9 protein-coding genes are annotated in these 16,255 nt (G+C 59.6%); 2 read left to right on the top strand and 7 right to left on the bottom strand.

What is annotated here, in order from left to right; translation table 11 throughout:
• Positions 1-48: 48 nt before the first annotated feature.
• The 6 genes from CLV84_RS18440 to CLV84_RS18415 all read right to left on the bottom strand — a co-directional run bounded on the left by CLV84_RS18440 (position 49) and on the right by CLV84_RS18415 (position 11,200).
• Positions 49-1,644 carry a RagB/SusD family nutrient uptake outer membrane protein gene (locus CLV84_RS18440; RefSeq protein WP_104421309.1) on the bottom strand — a complete coding sequence of 532 codons (1,596 nt, stop codon included), beginning with the start codon at positions 1,642-1,644 and terminating at the stop codon, positions 49-51.
• A gap of 5 nt (positions 1,645-1,649) precedes the next feature.
• Positions 1,650-4,775: a SusC/RagA family TonB-linked outer membrane protein gene (locus tag CLV84_RS18435; protein ID WP_211295300.1), complete on the bottom strand. Its 3,126-nt coding sequence runs from the start codon at positions 4,773-4,775 to the stop codon at positions 1,650-1,652.
• A 220-nt stretch (positions 4,776-4,995) separates the two neighbouring features.
• Positions 4,996-5,925 (bottom strand): helix-turn-helix domain-containing protein, encoded by a 930-nt coding sequence (locus tag CLV84_RS18430; protein ID WP_104421308.1) that lies wholly within the window; start codon positions 5,923-5,925, stop codon positions 4,996-4,998.
• Positions 5,926-5,927: 2 nt separating this feature from the next.
• Positions 5,928-6,923, bottom strand: a complete 996-nt coding sequence (locus CLV84_RS18425; protein WP_104421539.1) for an aldo/keto reductase — start codon at positions 6,921-6,923, stop codon at positions 5,928-5,930.
• Between the two features lie 117 nt (positions 6,924-7,040).
• Positions 7,041-8,615 (bottom strand): M20/M25/M40 family metallo-hydrolase, encoded by a 1,575-nt coding sequence (locus CLV84_RS18420; protein WP_104421307.1) that lies wholly within the window; start codon positions 8,613-8,615, stop codon positions 7,041-7,043.
• A gap of 134 nt (positions 8,616-8,749) precedes the next feature.
• Positions 8,750-11,200 (bottom strand): glutaminase family protein, encoded by a 2,451-nt coding sequence (locus CLV84_RS18415; RefSeq protein ID WP_104421306.1) that lies wholly within the window; start codon positions 11,198-11,200, stop codon positions 8,750-8,752.
• 840 nt (positions 11,201-12,040) lie between these two features.
• On the opposite strand from CLV84_RS18415, the gene CLV84_RS18410 reads away from it, so the two are divergent.
• Positions 12,041-13,645: a solute:sodium symporter family transporter gene (locus tag CLV84_RS18410; RefSeq protein WP_104421305.1), complete on the top strand. Its 1,605-nt coding sequence runs from the start codon at positions 12,041-12,043 to the stop codon at positions 13,643-13,645.
• Between the two features lie 31 nt (positions 13,646-13,676).
• Positions 13,677-14,492 carry an inositol oxygenase family protein gene (locus CLV84_RS18405; protein ID WP_104421304.1) on the top strand — a complete coding sequence of 272 codons (816 nt, stop codon included), beginning with the start codon at positions 13,677-13,679 and terminating at the stop codon, positions 14,490-14,492.
• Between the two features lie 7 nt (positions 14,493-14,499).
• Here CLV84_RS18405 and CLV84_RS18400 read toward each other — a convergent pair whose 3' ends face one another.
• Positions 14,500-15,762, bottom strand: a complete 1,263-nt coding sequence (locus CLV84_RS18400; protein ID WP_104421303.1) for an MFS transporter — start codon at positions 15,760-15,762, stop codon at positions 14,500-14,502.
• Between the last annotated feature and the right edge of the window lie 493 nt (positions 15,763-16,255).

Raw genomic sequence — 16,255 nt, 5'->3', positions numbered from 1 at the left:
CTATTCATCGCCCAATCGTCCGTCGCGGGGCGATTTCGCCCGGGAGACCTAGTATCCCGTGTTCTGTCCCAGGTTGGTATTCCGCTGCAATTCCTGGTCGGGCAGGGGAAGGAGCAGGTTGCGTTCCTGGTAGGTCGATCCCCAGGTATTTTCGCGGCCGACCAGGTCAACGAAAGTAACGTTACCGTCATTGGCTTCCGGGTACTTTCGGGTCCGGACCATATCGAACCAGATCTTGAAGTTCAGCGCCAGTTCGCGATTCCGCTCGGTCCAGACTTCCTCGACAAATTCCTGGACGGAGAGCCCCGCCAATTCGGCACGGATATCCTCGGCATCCTGCATGAAATAGGCGCGGCTGCGGACCTGGGTCAGGTAGTCGACGGCCTCGGCGGTGACGCCCTCGGAGCGGGCAATGGCCTCGGCGGCGATCAGGAGGACTTCCGCGTAGGTGTAAGCGGCGACTTCCAGTTCGGAGTTGGCGCGGTTGGTCGTTCCGAAGAGCGCCTGGTCGTCGTGCCATAGATACGGCTGGAAGCGGAAGGTGGTCGTTTCGCCGTCCTCGTTCGTGTAGGTATTATGCCAGAGCTGCTTGTTCTGGATACGGAGATCCGCCTCGTCGTCGTACATCGCCAGGAACTCGTCGCGGGGCTCGTAGGCCTGGTTCGTGATGCTGTAGTTCGTCTGGTTGGTAAGCGTCACCGGATAGGTATAGGCCGGGTAGCCCGAACCGGCGATACCGATGGTAAATTCGATGGGGTAGACGAACTCTTGCGCAATGGCCGTCAGCTCCTGCCGGCGGATCTTATTGTAGGCACTGTTTTCCGGATCGACATCGCCGCTTCCGTCCAGATCGTTCTGCGCCAGGGAGTGGCTTCCACCGTTGATCACGGTGCGGGCCGCCGCCGCGGCGGCGGCGTAGTTATCGTTCTGTTGCGGGAATCCACTGCGGGTCAGCTGCACGTCGGCCAGCAGGGCCGCGGCGGCCGGTTTGGAGACACGGTAGCCGTTCTCGATCATGTTCTCTTCGGCGAGCCCGGCGGAATTCACGGCGAATTCCAGGTCCTGTACGATGAGGGCATAGACCTCGTCCGCTGAATTCCGGGGCCGGTAAATGTCGTTCAGCGACTCGTAGGGTTCTACGATCAGGGGCACGTCGCCGAAGTGGCGCACCAGCATGAAGTAAGCCCAGGCCCGGAAGAAGCGGGCTTCGCCGAGCAGGCGGTTGGCCTGCGCCTCGCTGACCCCTTCGGTGGTCGGAATGTACTTGATGGCGTTGTTGGCCCGGCTAATCTCCCGGTACATCTGCGACCAGTAGGTATTCAGGATCGAGTTCGAGTTGATGGCATTAAGCTGCAACTGCTGGGCAAAGCCGATGTAGGCGTACTGCCCCTTGTAATTGTTTTCGAAAAAGCCCGATAGATAGGGGCCGTACATGATATCCCGCCCGTTATAGACGCCGCCGTTCATCCACAGGGCGGGGGCGCCGTCACGGTAAAGGGCGTTCACGGCGTTCTCGGCGTGGGCCGGTTCGGTAAAGAATTGATTCAGGCTGGCTTCGCTGCGCGGCTCCTCCTCCAGAAAATCGGAGCAGGAATAGGTCGCCCCGCACAGTAGCAGTAGGAAGACTGATTTGATCGTATTCATGGTCGTTAGAATTGTGCGTTAAGGCCGAAAGTGAAGGTGCGGGGGCGGGGGTACTGGAAGAAGAAGATGTTCTGTCCCCACTGATTCCCCCCCCAGGAAGTCGCCTCGGGGTCCAGGCCCTGGAATTCGTCGCTGTGGACGACGAAAAGGTTCTGGGCCGACAGGTAAACACGCAGCCGGTTCAGGTTCAGGCGATCCAGCGCGCCGCCGCCCAGGTTGTATCCGAGGGTGAAGGCGTTGCCCCGCAGGTAGGAGCCGTCGACGACCCAGTGGTCGTCGACCTCGCTGTTCTGGCCGGCCCAGGCCTGGTGGCGAATCTGCTGCACCATGGTGTTCTGGTTTTCCGGCGTCCAGGCGTCGGTCAGGATGGTGCGCAGGCCGCTGGCGATGCCCGAGCGGTCCTCGACCGAATGGTAGTACTGCTGCATAATGTCGGCACCCAGGACGAACTGCAGGTTGATCGACAGGTCGAAGTTGCCAAGGGTGAAGTCGTTGATGAAACTGCCGGTCACGTCGGGAAGGCCGCTGCCGATAATCTCTTTTTCGGTGGTCCGCTTGGCCTCGCCGGGGATGCGGCCTACCTCTGCGGCCTCGTCGGCCTCGTCGGTGTTCCAGGTGCCCAGGCGGCGGTAACCCCAGAAGGAAGATAGCGGCTCGCCCACCCGCAGGATGGTCTGGCTACCGGATACCCAGAAGGGGCCCGACTCGATGTCCTCGTCGTTCTCGCCGAGTTTCTCGATCCGGTTCTTGTTGTAGTTAAAGTTCAGGTTGGAGCTCCAGGTGAAGTTGTTGGTCACCACGTTTTGGGTGGTCAGCAATACCTCGATCCCGCGGTTGGACACGGAGCCGATGTTATCGAAGATGGATCCGAAGCCGGTCGTCTGGGGCAGCGGTCGGGCCAGCAGCAGGTCGGTGGTCAGCTTGTAGTAGTAGTCCATTTCCAGGCCGACGCGGTAGTTGAACAGCGACAGGTCGAAGCCCACGTCGAACTGCTGGGTTCTTTCCCACTGCAGGTCGGGGTTCGCCAGTCCGTTGATGACCGTGCTGGTCACGCGCTGGCCGTTGATCAGGGTCGTTCCGGAGCCGACGGTAGCCAGCGACTGGTAGGAGCCGATTTCGGTGTTCCCCGTGATACCGAAGCTGGAGCGGATTTTCAGCTGGCTGATGGTGGGGCTACCTTGCAGAAATTCCTCGTTCGACAGCACCCAGCCCACGCCCACGGAGGGGAACCAGCCGTACTTATTACCGGCACCGAAGCGCGAGGAGCCGTCCACCCGACCCGTAAGAGTCAGCAGGTAGCGGTCGTCGTAGCTGTAGCTGCCGCGGAGGAAGTAGGAGTTGAGGGTCCAGTCGCTGTAGCCGGAGGAGGGTGCCTCGGGCTGGCTGGCGGCGCCGAGGTTATTGAAGCGGAAGAAGTCGTCGGCGAAGCCCCGTACGCCGATGCCGTAGCTCTCGTCGGTGCGTTTCTGGAAACTGAAGCCTGCCACCCCGCTGATGCTGTGGACGCCGATCAGCTTATTGTAGTTGAGGTAGTTCTCCTGCTGCCAGTAGCTCACCTGCTGGTTGCTCTGGCTGGCGAAACCCAGGGGGTCGGAGATATTGATCAGGTCGCGCGGACTGTAATTCTGGAACAGCCGGTCGTGGTTGTCGAAACCGAACTGGGTGCGGAAGTTGAGGCCCTCGGCGATGTTGAAGACCAGGTAGGCGTTTCCGAAAATCTGGGTCCGCTTGGCCAGCCGGTCCTGGGTTTCCAGTACGTGCACCGGGTTGGCCATGGCCTCCAGGTTGAAGTTGCCCCCCAGGTCGGTGCTGCGGGAGTAGGTTCCGTCCGGAAAGCGGATTGGGAAGATGGCCGGCATCTCGATCATCGTCCGGCGGGGAGACTGGCCGCCACCGCCTTCCTCGAAGCTGTTTTCCTTCGTGCGGTTGGTCAGCAGGTTGAAGCCGAAGGTCAGCCAGTCTTTGGGCGTACCCTCATAGGCGACCTTACCGTAGATGCGGTTGAGGTAGTTGTTTAGCATGATGCCCTCGGTACCGGTGTAGTTTAGGAATACGCCGTAGGAGGATTTGCCCGTCCGCTGCTGGATGGAGATTTGGTGGCTGTGGGAGATCGCCGTGCGCGTCGTCTCCTCCTGCCAATCGGTATCGTATAGCGGGTCGCCGTTCTCGTCGAAGAAGAGCGGATTATCCGTAGTGAATCCCGGGTCCGTGCCGCCGTACAGCGGGGCGTTTTCCATGCCGCGGCGGACTACCTCCAGCCATTCCTCGGCGTTCAGTACGTCCATCTTTTTCCGCAGATTGCCCGCCGAGACGTAGCCGTCGTAGCCGACCACGATGCCCTCGGTGTTGGGTCCGCGTTTCGTAGTAACCAGGATGACCCCGTTGGCCCCCCGCGCCCCGTAGATGGCGGTGGCCGAAGCGTCCTTCAGTACTTCCATGCTCTGGATGTCGTTGGGGTTCAGGAACTGAATGTCCTCCATGACCACCCCGTCAACGACGTACAGCGGGCTAGAGCTGGAGTTGATCGTACCGAGGCCCCGAATCAGTACCCGCGGGCTTCCGGTGGGTGCCCCCGAGTTCAGGAAGACGTTCACGCCGGCCACTTTGCCCTGCAGGCCCTGGATGGCGTTGGTGACGGGTGCCTTGAGCAGTTCCTCCGAACTGAGGGTACCGATGGCGCCGGTTACGTCCGATTTGCGCTGGGTACCGTACCCCACAACTACCACTTCGGACAGCGACTGCACGTCGGTAGACAACTCGATAACGATTTCCGACTGCTCGTCGACCAGAATTTCCTCGGTGGCGTAGCTGATCGAAGAAATCACCAGGGTCACCGGACCATCCGGCACCGTAAGCGTAAAATTCCCGTCGAGGTCCGTGACCGTACCGCCGCTACTCCCCTTCACCCGTATCGTCGCTCCGATTAACGGCTCACCGGTTTCGGCGTCGACGACCTTACCGGTAAGAACACGCTCGTCTTCGCTTTCCACTGTAAGGGAATAGCGTTCTGAATGCGCATGATCTAGCGTGGTGAGAAAATTATCAGCAGCAAGTAAACCGGTGGTACCCGGCGTTAGGAGTGCTGCACTGAATAGGAGCGTTCCTATCCAGGCCTGGCATTGCATGACCATTGATAAACAATTTACGGTGTCAGATTAAGTTTCGAATCGTACTTAAACGATTTAGTCACGGTGAATATAGGCCATTTGGAATAACCTTTCAAATATTGTGCTCCCTCATGGCAAAATTTTACACACCCTTCCCGTCGCGATGCGTTTACGTTAACGCGCCGCAGCCTTCCTTTCCCCTTGTTATTTGGTCACGGGAGTAGGAATTTAGCGGCTTCCGCTCCTAATTTGACTGTCGGCGAAATTCCGTAGGCGAAATTCCGGTCTTCTGCCGAAAAAGCCGACTGAAGTACTGCGGATATTCAAATCCCAGCGCATAGGCCGTTTCGGCTACGGTGCGGGAGCTACTTAACAGCATCCCCTTCGCTTTCTCGATGACGGCCTGGTGAATGTGCTGCTGGGTGGTCAGACCGGTCAGCGACCGCAGCATGTCACTGAGGTAGGCGGGTGTAACCCCTAGCTCTCCGGCCAGCACACCGACCGTGGGGACCGGGTGGCCATCCTCCCCGACCATATGCGCCCGCAGTTGGCTTTCGAAGCGGGAGAGCAAATCGTGGGGCACTTTTGCCCGGGTTACGAACTGCCGGTGGTAAAAGCGATCGGCGTAGGTAAGCAGTACTTCCAGCTGCGATACGATTACGTCCTGACTAAAGGAATCGATGGGCCGGAGATACTCTCTTTCGATACCCCGTAGTACGTCGTCAAGGATGGCTTCCTCCTCCGCCGACAGATGCAGCGCCTCCGTGGTGTCGTAGTGAAAAAAGCCGTACTCGGCAATCTTTCGGCCCAGCGGATAGCTGTACAGCAGGTCCGGGTGAAAGAGCAGCGACCAACCCGCCATTTCGGAAATATCCAGATTCTTATCCACGGAGAACATTTGCCCCGGCGCCATGAACGTCAGGACGCCCGAACTGAAGTCGTGGGTCCGCCGGCCATAATAGATGGTGCCCTTCAGTCCGCGTTTAACGGCGATCGAGTAAAGGTTTTGCACGATCGGCTCGAAGGGGCGGGGCGGTTCCCCGGCCATCCGTTCCCGCGTTTTCTTCAGGTCCAGCAGGGTGACCAGCGGATGGGCCGGCGCCGGGTGACCACATAGCCGGGCGTAGTCGGCCAGCGTATCGATCACCCGGATGTTGTCGGTCGGTTTCTTCATCGTCAGGAAAAAGTAGGATAGGCGGCTCCGGCGGCGCTGCCGAGCGGTAGCACGGCATCGATGGCCTCCAACTCCCCCGTCGTCAGTTGAATCTCGGCGGCCGCCAGGTTGAGCTCAAGATACTTCCGGCGTTTGGTTCCGGGAATGGCTACGACATCCTGCGCGAGCACCCAGGCAAGCGCCAGCTGGGCCGGGGTAATGCCCTTTTCCTCGGCCATCAACCCAAGCTGATTGACCAATTCCAGGTTCTTGTAAAAGTTCGCTCCCTGGAAACGGGGGAACATCCGACGTGAATCGTTCTCCTCGAAATCATCCGGGGACGTAATCTCGCCGGAGAGAAAACCCCGGCCCAGAGGCGAATAGCCCACAAAACCGATGCCGAGTTCGCGGCACAAGGCAAGCACGCCGTTTTCTTCGACCGTCCGCTCGAAGAGGGAATATTCCGTCTGTATGGCGGATATCGGGTGAACGGCGTGGGCGCGGCGGATGATGTCGGCCGGCACTTCCGAGAGCCCGATGTAGTTGACCTTGCCTTCCTCGACGAGGCGGCTCATGGCGCCTACCGTATCCTCGATCGGGGTATTGGGGTCGAGCCGGTGCAGGTAATACAGATCGACGTGGTCGGTGCCCAGGTTGGTCAGGGAGCGGTCGATGGATTTACGGACGTAAGCAGGGTCACCCCTGAATTGATAGGTGACCATCCCCGCCTCATCGATCTCCCAGCCAAATTTGGTGGCTAGAGTAACGGAATCCCGCTTACCACCGGCGAGTGCCTTGCGCAATAGCCGCTCGTTGTCGTAGGGACCGTACATATCCGCCGTGTCCAGCATGGTGATGCCCAGCTCGATGCCCCGGTGGATCGTAGCCAGGGCCTCCGCCTCATCGGGGGTACCGTACATGGTACCTCCCTGAAAGGTAGACATCCCCATACACCCCAGGCCTTCCTGGGAAACCATCAATCCCTCACTCCCGAGGGCTACTTGTTTAATCGCTTTCATTGTATTCGGTTTGTTGAAGTACAAAGGTCCGCCACCGTCCACCCGGGGCACGAGCACAAAGCGCCGCAATCCGTATACAAATCACACAAAAGTCTAGGGCGCCGGAGCGCAGGAGCATCAACCGCCGGGAACCGCTTGCGTCAGCACCGCCAGACACTCCGCGATCCCCTCCCGGAAATTGCCGAGCCGCAGGTTCTCGTTCGGCGCGTGGATGCTGTTGTCCGGGTTCGGGATCCGCAGGCTGACCGCGGGCAACCCCAACAGATTGACGAAGGGGCCCATCGGCTGGGACCCGCCGGTGGTGCGCATGCGGACCGGTTCGCGGCCCAGTCCCCGCCTTATCGCCGCGGTCAGCCAGCGATCGATGGGCGTGCCAAGGTCCGTACGAAAGGGGACGGAGCCCAGACTGGAAGTGAAGCAAATTAGCTTAGGGTATTGCAGGCGTTCTTCCTCCGTCGGGATGGAATCCACGAAGTGGTAGCCCCGCTCGGCGACGAACTGCCGCAGCAAGTTCACTTGCCGCTCCCCCGGTGTTTCGGGCACCAGCCGCATGTCGAGCTCAATCACCACGTCCTCGGGGATGAGCGTCCGGACCTCCTTGCCCGTCCAACCGCTGCGCAGTCCGCGCACGTTCAGGCTGGGATACTGTAACGCTTCCTGGTAGGAGTCTCCCAGCGCTTCGTTCTCCGCGATGCCCACCATCGCCCGGATCGCTTCCCGGCTTTCGGGCACGCGGTTCATCTCCTCCTTCTCCGCCTCCGTCAGCTTCACCCCGTCGTAAAATCCGGGAATCAGCACCCTGCCGCTCTCGTCCTTCATCGCCGCCAGCAGCCGGGAAGCGGCAAATACCGGATTGGGCGCGAAGTTGCCGTACTGGCCGCTGTGCAGCGCATATGCCGGGCCGAACAACCGCATCGTCACCGTAGCGATACCCCGCGCCCCGAAGGTCAGCGTCGGTTCGTTGCTGACGTGGCGGGTGCCGTCCATGATCACCAGGAAATCAGCGTCGAAGCGTTCCCGGTTAGCCGCCACCGCCCCGGGCAGGTCGTCGCTCCCCATCTCTTCCTGGAAGTCCATAATTACCTTGACGTTAAAGGCCGGGGCAATCCCTTCGCTCCGCAGGATGTCCAGGGCCGTGATAAAGCTTATCGCCGGCCCTTTGGAATCGGAGGCCGAGCGGGCGAAGAGCCGGAGTTCGGGGTCGAGGTCGGCGGGATCCCGATCGAAGGTGGTGTAGCGGCCATCTTCATTCTTCCGCTTCCACACCGCCCGGTAGGGGTTCGGCTGGTCCCAGGCGCTGGTGTCGACGGGCTGGCCGTCGATCTGCAGGTAAAAGAGCACGGTGGGCAGTTCCGGGTCGACCGTATGCTCCGCAAAGAGCAGGGGCTGGCCGGGCGTCTCCAGGCGAATGACGGTATAGTCTAATTCGGTAAATCTATCGCGGCACCAGGTAAGGTTGGCTTCCACCTGCTCGGCGTAGTTGCCGTCGTTGGGGATGGCCAGGAAGGCGGTTAGTTCCTCGAGGGCGGCGGGTAGGGCCCGGTCGGTCACGGATGCGATGAAGGACGGCGACGGAGGCTGGGCAGGCATCCGGGCGGACAACCCGACTGACAGCACCATAGCCAGCGCCAGGGAAGCGCGTTGTCCGAACCGCGTGCGAATCCTTTTACCCAACCCGCCTTCCACCTTCATACTGGCCTATTTGACTAGATGGATCCCGTCATCACACGGACCGGATCGCCCTACACCGTCCAAAAATACGGGCCCGATTCCGGACCTCGCATTTATCGTAAGCGGGGGTGGTGATCCATTCGGATTCCGTTCCATCATTTGCCAGCCGCCCACTGATCCGCCACCAGTTTGATAAAGTATCCCCCGACGACGCTGCGGGCCTTGAAGCCGCGTTGGTCACCGCTGGTGGTCCAGTGCCAGTCGCTCATCGGCACCCGGTCCCTGGTCTCGAGGGCGAATTTGTAGACGGGGTCGACGAATTCCTGGAAGCTTTCCGGGGAATCCGTGAGCGTGGCCGTCCACAGGATCCAGTCCGATTTGCTGTAATCGGAGCGGTTGTCGAGCGGCAGGCCGTACGGGTTATTTTGGGTCGCGTAGTACGCCAGTTCCTTGTCGTATACTTCCCGGGGAAAGAGGTTCAGCCCGATGAGCTTGTCCCAGACGAGGTTGTATTTCTGGCTCCAGGTGTCGGGGTTTCCGAAGGCCAGCACGTAGTGATCGCCCGCATCCGCGAGTTTCATCCACTTCCTGGCCATCTCCTTGGCTTTTTTGGTGTACTTCCGCGCTACGTCCTTTTTACCTAACTGGGCGGCCAGGTAGCCGTAGCCCCCCACGCCCACGGTGGCCTTCACCGAAAGGTTGGCGTTGCGGGCCAAATGGCCGGAGAAGTCGTCGGTGGATAACTGATTGGCCGGGTCGAGCCCCTCCTTCGCCAGGTAATCGGCCCAGGCGGTGAGGCTTTCCCAGTGTTGGGCGGCGTAGTCGGCGTTGCCTTCCGCTTTGGCGATTGCCGCGGCGAGTACGACCATATTACCGGCCTCCTCGATCGGCATGTCTTCCCCGTACGTCTGCCCGGTCGCAATGGGGTAAGTACCCAGGTCGTGGGCCGGGAAAGGCTTTTTCCACTTTCCGCTTTCGCTATAGTAAAAGATGCCGTTCAGCATGCCCTTCAGTAGATCCGGATTGTAGGCCAGGAAAAGGGGGGCGGAAGGATAGGTAACGTCCACCGTATTGATGGACCCGTTGCTGTTGTTTTCCTTCGACAGGAAAAGCAGTTCTCCGTCCGGGCTTTCCACCAGCTTGTGGGCGGCAATGGCCTGGCGGTAGCCGATTTCCAATAGTTCGGCGTATGCTTCGCCCCCGGAAGCCAGGCCGTCCCGCCGGAGTTCGTCGTCAAACGTCCGGCATTTTTCGATCACTTTCGCGTAATCCACGTAAGCCCGGCCGAGTTCCTGGGGTAAAGAGTTTTGACCGTCCTTATTCCACCACGGACGCAGCTTTTCGCCGAAAAAGTTGATGGAATATACGTCGTCGTAGCCCAGCAGAACCAGGTATTCCTTTTCCTGCTCGACCCGTTCTTCCGGGAAAACGGTGGTTAATACCAGCCGCTGGCCCGAATCTTGGAGCGCGCCGCGTTTTCCGGTCACAAAGTTGCTCACGGCATCCTCGTAGCCAACCACCTGCTGCAGGGCGTTCGACGCTTTGGGCGCTGCTACGTAGAGATATCCCCAGTCGATGCCAATGAGATCCCCCTTCTTCTCCAGCACCGGTTGTTCCCGGGTCCCGACCTTCAGGTAATCCAGGACATCGGACGAACCCGTTTCCGCAATCATTTCCTGCCCGTCCTCATCAGCCGCGATCAACGAGGAAGCGCCGAAGTAAACTTGTACGTCGTGGGCCTTGCCGTCGTTCGCGGCCGTCTTGACCGATACGTAGGAAACGGGTCGGGACAGTAGGTCCAGATCGTCTAGCAAAAGCGGCGAGGTGAACGTAAGCGTCACGTCGATCCCGCCGCACTCCAGGGTGTAGGCCGTTTGGGTCGCGGTAAAATCCAGCGCGGTTTGCCGGGCCGGCTCGGGCGTCGTTTCGGGCCGAACGAGATCTACGATACCGGCGTTCAGCCACTGTCCGCCCCGGTTGTTTTTAACGTGCACCGCCAGCACGTTGCCCGTTTCCTGCAGGGTGTTGAGCGCTGCTTCCGAAATCCGGTGGTACTGGAATTTATCGGGGTCGGTCCAGCATTCCGCGCATTCGTACAGGAGTTGGCCGTTCAGGTAAGCTTTTACGTCATCGTCGTGGGAGAGCTTGAGGTAGAGTTCCTCGAATGCCTGCTCCGGTAGATCGAAGGTTTTCCGGAACCATATCTCCTCCGAAGTCCAGGCCGTGGTTGCCTGCCCCGCATTCCCGAAGGGGGCGGCTGCTTCCTGCCAGTCGGCGTCAGGGAAGCCGGCGCTTTGCCATCCTTCCGCGGGCTTCGATTCGCGGTAACGCCCGAGCCCGGAAGTCGGGACGATATCGCGGTAAGCCGCTGGCTCCTTACCCAAAAATCGGTAGGGTACCCCATCCACCTTGATCAATCCGACGAGTGCGTGCGGTGCGCCGGTCCAGTGGGCCGTTGATGATGCGGTAATCTCATCGTCCATCGCCCAGATACTGAAGTAGGGATCGTGTACGATGAGGGGATAGGCGGGTGCCTGTCGAGCGTTTTGGGCGGACACCCCCAAAGCGCTACAGGTGGCAAGGAACAAAAGGAAGAATTGTCTCATACGCGTGGGCCGTTAGATTTTGGTCGAAAGGAAAGCAGGGGAGCGGGCCGGGCCGAATGCATAAAGCGAGAGAATGGGACCGGTGTCCCGGTCGATCGTTATTCCCGCGTAGCGGCGCAACCTACCCATCAGTGTTAGTGTGCGGAAGCTGTCCTCCAGCCGCGTTTCGCGTGTCCTCCCTGGGGTCGTAGATCCCACGGGAACAGCCGTAGCGGGGAATACATGGGACCGAATGCGTGGAAGCAACCACCCGAAACGGAGGGGAGAAACCATGCCGGGAAGTGGTTTTAAGTATGGTAATTCCCCACAAAACATCGTGTCATTTCGTAACGGTTACCAATATAATACGTTTGTGCCACCGCCCGCAAGCCACAGTAAGTTTTCAAGGCGAGTGAGACTGCCCCAGGCTTTGGGCTTAACTAAATCCTTTTAGTCAAACGTGGCCGAGATGGCCTGCACTACCTGGGTTTCAGGAATACGGCCGCTCGGATCCGCTACGGGAAGCCCGAAAAAGTTTTTTTAAGATTTTTTCCGATAGGTTCGGATTTCCCGTTTCCAGAACGCTGGGGCGGTACCGGCGACCTTACCGGATCTTCGTGCCACACCGCTGCTGGTACCCCTACCGACCACGGGCGCCGTCCTAAGTCCGACCCGACCCATCATCCGGCGAAATCCAATACAACACTGCCCTGAATCCGCGGGGTTCTCGATGGGTGACGGGCGAAAGTCGCTACGATAGCGAGTGATCTTCCGCCCGAGTTCCAAAAAATCCTACTTTTAAAAGCGCACCGGGGGCGTTCCGTATCGCCCTCCCTCACCGTGAAGTAGCCGACCACTTATATGGGAATCACCCTGCTCACCTTCTTACTCTACACTGGCTTCGTAGCCCTTTACGCCAGCTGGCAGCTGCGCCGGGACGAGGTGAACACCCAGGATGGGTACTTCCTCGGCGGAAGATCCCTGACAGGGATCGTCATCGCGGGCTCCCTGCTGCTGACCAACATCTCCACCGAGCACCTCGTGGGCATGAACGGCTCGGCCTACCGCAACGGGGCCATTATCGTGGCCTGGGAAGTGACTTCCGCCCTGGCGCTGATCGTGGGGGCGCTGTACTTCGCCCCGAGGTACCTGAAAATGGGCTTGACTACCATTCCCGAATTCCTGGAAAAACGCTTCGACGGACTGACCCGCACCCTTGTTGCCCTGCTGCTGATCGTGTCTTTCGTAGCCACCCTGCTCCCGATCGTCCTCTATACCGGTGCCCTGAATATCGAGGCCATCTTCGGCATCTCCGAGCTACTCGACGTCAGCGTGGAGGAGGGGATCATCGTGACGGTAGTCATAGTCGGCGTGATCGGAGCCGTCTACGCCATCTTCGGCGGGCTGAAGATGGTAGCCTATACGGATACGCTGAACGGCTTCGGCCTGGTGGCGGCGGGGCTACTGGTTCCCCTGCTGGCGCTGCTCAGTATTGGCGATGGGGACCCCTTGGAGGGCCTGCGAACGGTGTTCCGGCACGCCCCCGAAAAGTTCAACGTGATCAGCGACGAGCCGGGCATCGGGCCCGGCGCCCGCTCGGCGATTCTCCCCTTCGAGGTACTGTTCACCGGCCTGGTGATCAACCAGTTGTATTTCTGGACGATGCACCAGTCCATCATCCAGCGGGTACTCGGGGCGGTGAGCCTGAAGGAGGCGCAGAAGGGGCTGCTGCTGACCGGGCTGTTCAAGATCCTGATCCCCCTCATCATCGTGCTGCCCGGCCTGATCGGCTTCTACTACTACGGGGAAAGCCTGTACGACAACCCCGATAGCGTGTACCCCCTGCTCGTCAAACGGGTGCTGCCGCTGTGGCTGACGGGCTTCTTCGTGGCGGTCATGATGGGGGCCGTCTTCAGCACCTTCAACAGTACGCTGAACAGTGCCGCTACCGTCTTCAGTCTCGGTATCTACAAACGGTACATTAACCGGGATGCGGGCGAGCTACGATTGGTGACGATCGGGAAATGGACCTCCGCCCTGCTGGCCCTGTTCGCGATCGGCATCGCTCCCTTCGTGGCTAACGCTCCGGACGGACTGTACCAGTTGCTTCAGCAGTTGAACGGGATTTTCTTCATCCCGATCGCCAGCGTCATCATAGCGGGCTTCCTGTTTCCGCGGGTGTCCGCAACGGGGGCCAAGGCCGGCTTACTTTTCGGCCTCGTGTTTTACGTGGTCATGGACTACGGACTCGAAGTACCGTTACATTTCGTCCACATCTGGGGCATCGAATTCGTGCTCAACCTGATCGTGATGCACTTGGTTTCCCACTGGGGATCGAAAGAACCAACCTTTATCATGGCGGATGCCGGCCTGCTCGATCTGCAGCCCTGGAAGTACGCGAAAGGATTCAGTATCTTTCTGGTGCTGCTTACCCTTTTTCTCTATCTTTCCTTAGGAAACGTGTAAGCGTTGTACCTAATCATTAAGTCAACCCACTATGGCGGAAGCAAAAGTCTTTAGAAACTACGATGCCCCCGACGTCTCGGTAGCCGTCCGGGAACATTATCGGAAGATGCGCAAAAATCAGACGGTCGATTACGTGCAACGTATGCAAGAGAAGTACCTGACCTTCGATAAGCCGATGGACCTGTGGGAAGCCATGCGCCACCTGAACCGCCTCATCGACGTCAGCGATCCGGACCTCGACCTCCCGAACGTCCAGCACCTCATCCAGAGCGCCGAGGCCATCCGCGCCGACGATCGCCCGGATTGGATGCAACTGACCGGACTGATCCACGACCTCGGGAAAGTCATGTTCCTGTGGGGGAGCGACGAAGACGGCACCAGCCAGGACGAGCAGTGGGGTACGGTCGGTGACGTTTTCGTAGTGGGCTGTGCCTTGCCCGATTCCTGCGTTTACCCCGAATTCAACCCATTGAATCCGGACATGCAGGATCCCCGCTACAATACCCCGACCGGCAAATACGAGCCGGGCTGTGGCATCGACAACGTGGACCTCGCCTGGGGCCACGACGAGTACCTCTACCAGGTACTCAACCACCACGCGACGAATACCCTCCCCGAGGAAGCGATGATCATGATCCGCTACCACTCCTTCTACCCCTGGCATTCCGGTGGCGCCTACACCGAACTGACCAACGCGGGAGATCAGCGCTACCTGGAGCTTATCCGGGACTTCAACAAGTACGACCTCTACACCAAGAGCCAGCAGGTCTACGACCTAGAGGAGGTACTGGATTACTACCAGCCGATCGCGGAAAAATATTTGGGTTCGGGGCCTATTTACTGGTAATTTCCGTTCACCTGCGCTCCGCCGCCATTCCCCCGCCCTTCCGGTCTACCCGTCGCTCGCCCATAGCCAGGGCGATGCAGGCTATGCCGTAAACCACCAGGATGATCAACCAGCCGCGTAAGCTCCACCCCAATCCGTAGCTGAAAAGGATGGGCGCCGCAGCGCTGGAAACAACAACGAACAGGCGGACGGTACTTTTAATACTACCTAAAAACCTCGGTCCGTACCGCTCCGCCCACAGCGCCGGGGTGTTTACCGAGTCCGTGCCTCCACTTACCGCCATCAGCCCGAAGAACACGGGCACCGCCCAGCTGGCCTCCACGAGCATCAATACCAGCAGTCCCGCCACCGCCGGCATCAGCACGAAGCGGAGTAGACGACCGGGACCGATCCGGTCGATCAGATCCCCGCCGAACAGCAGGAAGATCACCCGCACCAGTCCGTAGGTACTCAGCCCGTACGCCATGGTCTCGGCCGTATAGCCGCGCTCCTCCGCGATCACCGACTGGTTAAAGACCAGCCCCGTAAACACGAAGGGAATGAATAAAACGATCGGTAGGACGAGCTGGAAGCGCCGGTCGCGGAGCACGTCCCCCCGCGACCAGGAAGTGACCTCCGCCGCCCCCGGATCGCGCTTCAACTGAGCTTCCGCCACCGTAGCCGCTTTCTGAAAATCATCGTAGCGCCGCACCAACACCCACACCAGCGGAACGAATACGAAGAGCACCGCGCAGCCCGCCATCAACCAGACCGGCGCGTAACCGTAGCTCGTCATGGCGTAGGTAGCCAGCGGTGGTAGCAGCACCTCCGCCGCCGAGATGCCAATGATAGACAAGGCAAGGGCCCGCCCCCGCCGCTTATCGAAGTATCGCCCGATGGTGGTGGAGCCGATGAGGGGCAGTACGCCCTGTCCGCCCAGGCGCACGATGAACAGGCCGGCCACCAGCAGCGCGATATGGTCGGTAAACGCCAATAGGGCCGTACCGATCAATAGGAAGGCGGCCGCCACGGTGCTCACGTAACGCACCTTGAGCCGATCCACCTGGTTCCCGATCACCGGTAGCACGAAGGCCGCTGCTAGGGTCACCGTGGAGTAGATGGCTGCGAAGGTGTTGTCGGCCCAGTCCATCCGCTCCGTCATGCGGGCCACGAAAAGACTGATGAAGAAGGTCTGCCCGACGAAACTGAAAAAGAAGTGTAGGAAGCCGAAGCCGAGGTACCTACCGTTCTGGCGGGTGAGGATACCCGGACGGGGTTGGGGGTCCGTCATTTGGATTGGTTTGTATCGACTTCTGGTCTCTTATTTGGCTCGCTTCGCTCGCCGGGGTTTCTCAACACAGATTTCACGGATTTCGGGCACGGATGTACACGGATTTTCCCGCAGCACATAGTGTTTCTTGTTCTGGTCTGCTTCGCAGTCCCCAACGTATTCCGCAGATAAAGTCGAACTAACCGCCTGCTACCACCAAAGTTTTCCTGGCAAGATAGATGGCAAGCCCTTCGCAATCGGCAGCTCGACCCGTAAGTCGACCTTTTAAGCCGCATAGCAACCGCAGCTTCGCGAAGCAGCGACGAAGTCGATCCAGAGCGTTGCAAGAAACCACGAAGTAGCGGCGCAGCCAATCTGTGTTCAATCCGTGCAAGAAATCTGTGTACATCTGTGTTGAGAAAACCTCAAGCCGCAGGCTGCCTACCAGGCGGGAAGCGCAGCGACCCCGCGTCTACCAAAGCCGTCAGGCCGTCTACCATGCAGGAGCAAAGCG

It is taken from the genome of Neolewinella xylanilytica (assembly GCF_002934605.1).
Lineage (GTDB): Bacteria > Bacteroidota > Bacteroidia > Chitinophagales > Saprospiraceae > Neolewinella > Neolewinella xylanilytica.
Note: the sequence above shows the minus strand (reverse complement) of the source record. Positions and strands in the feature narration are given on the sequence as shown.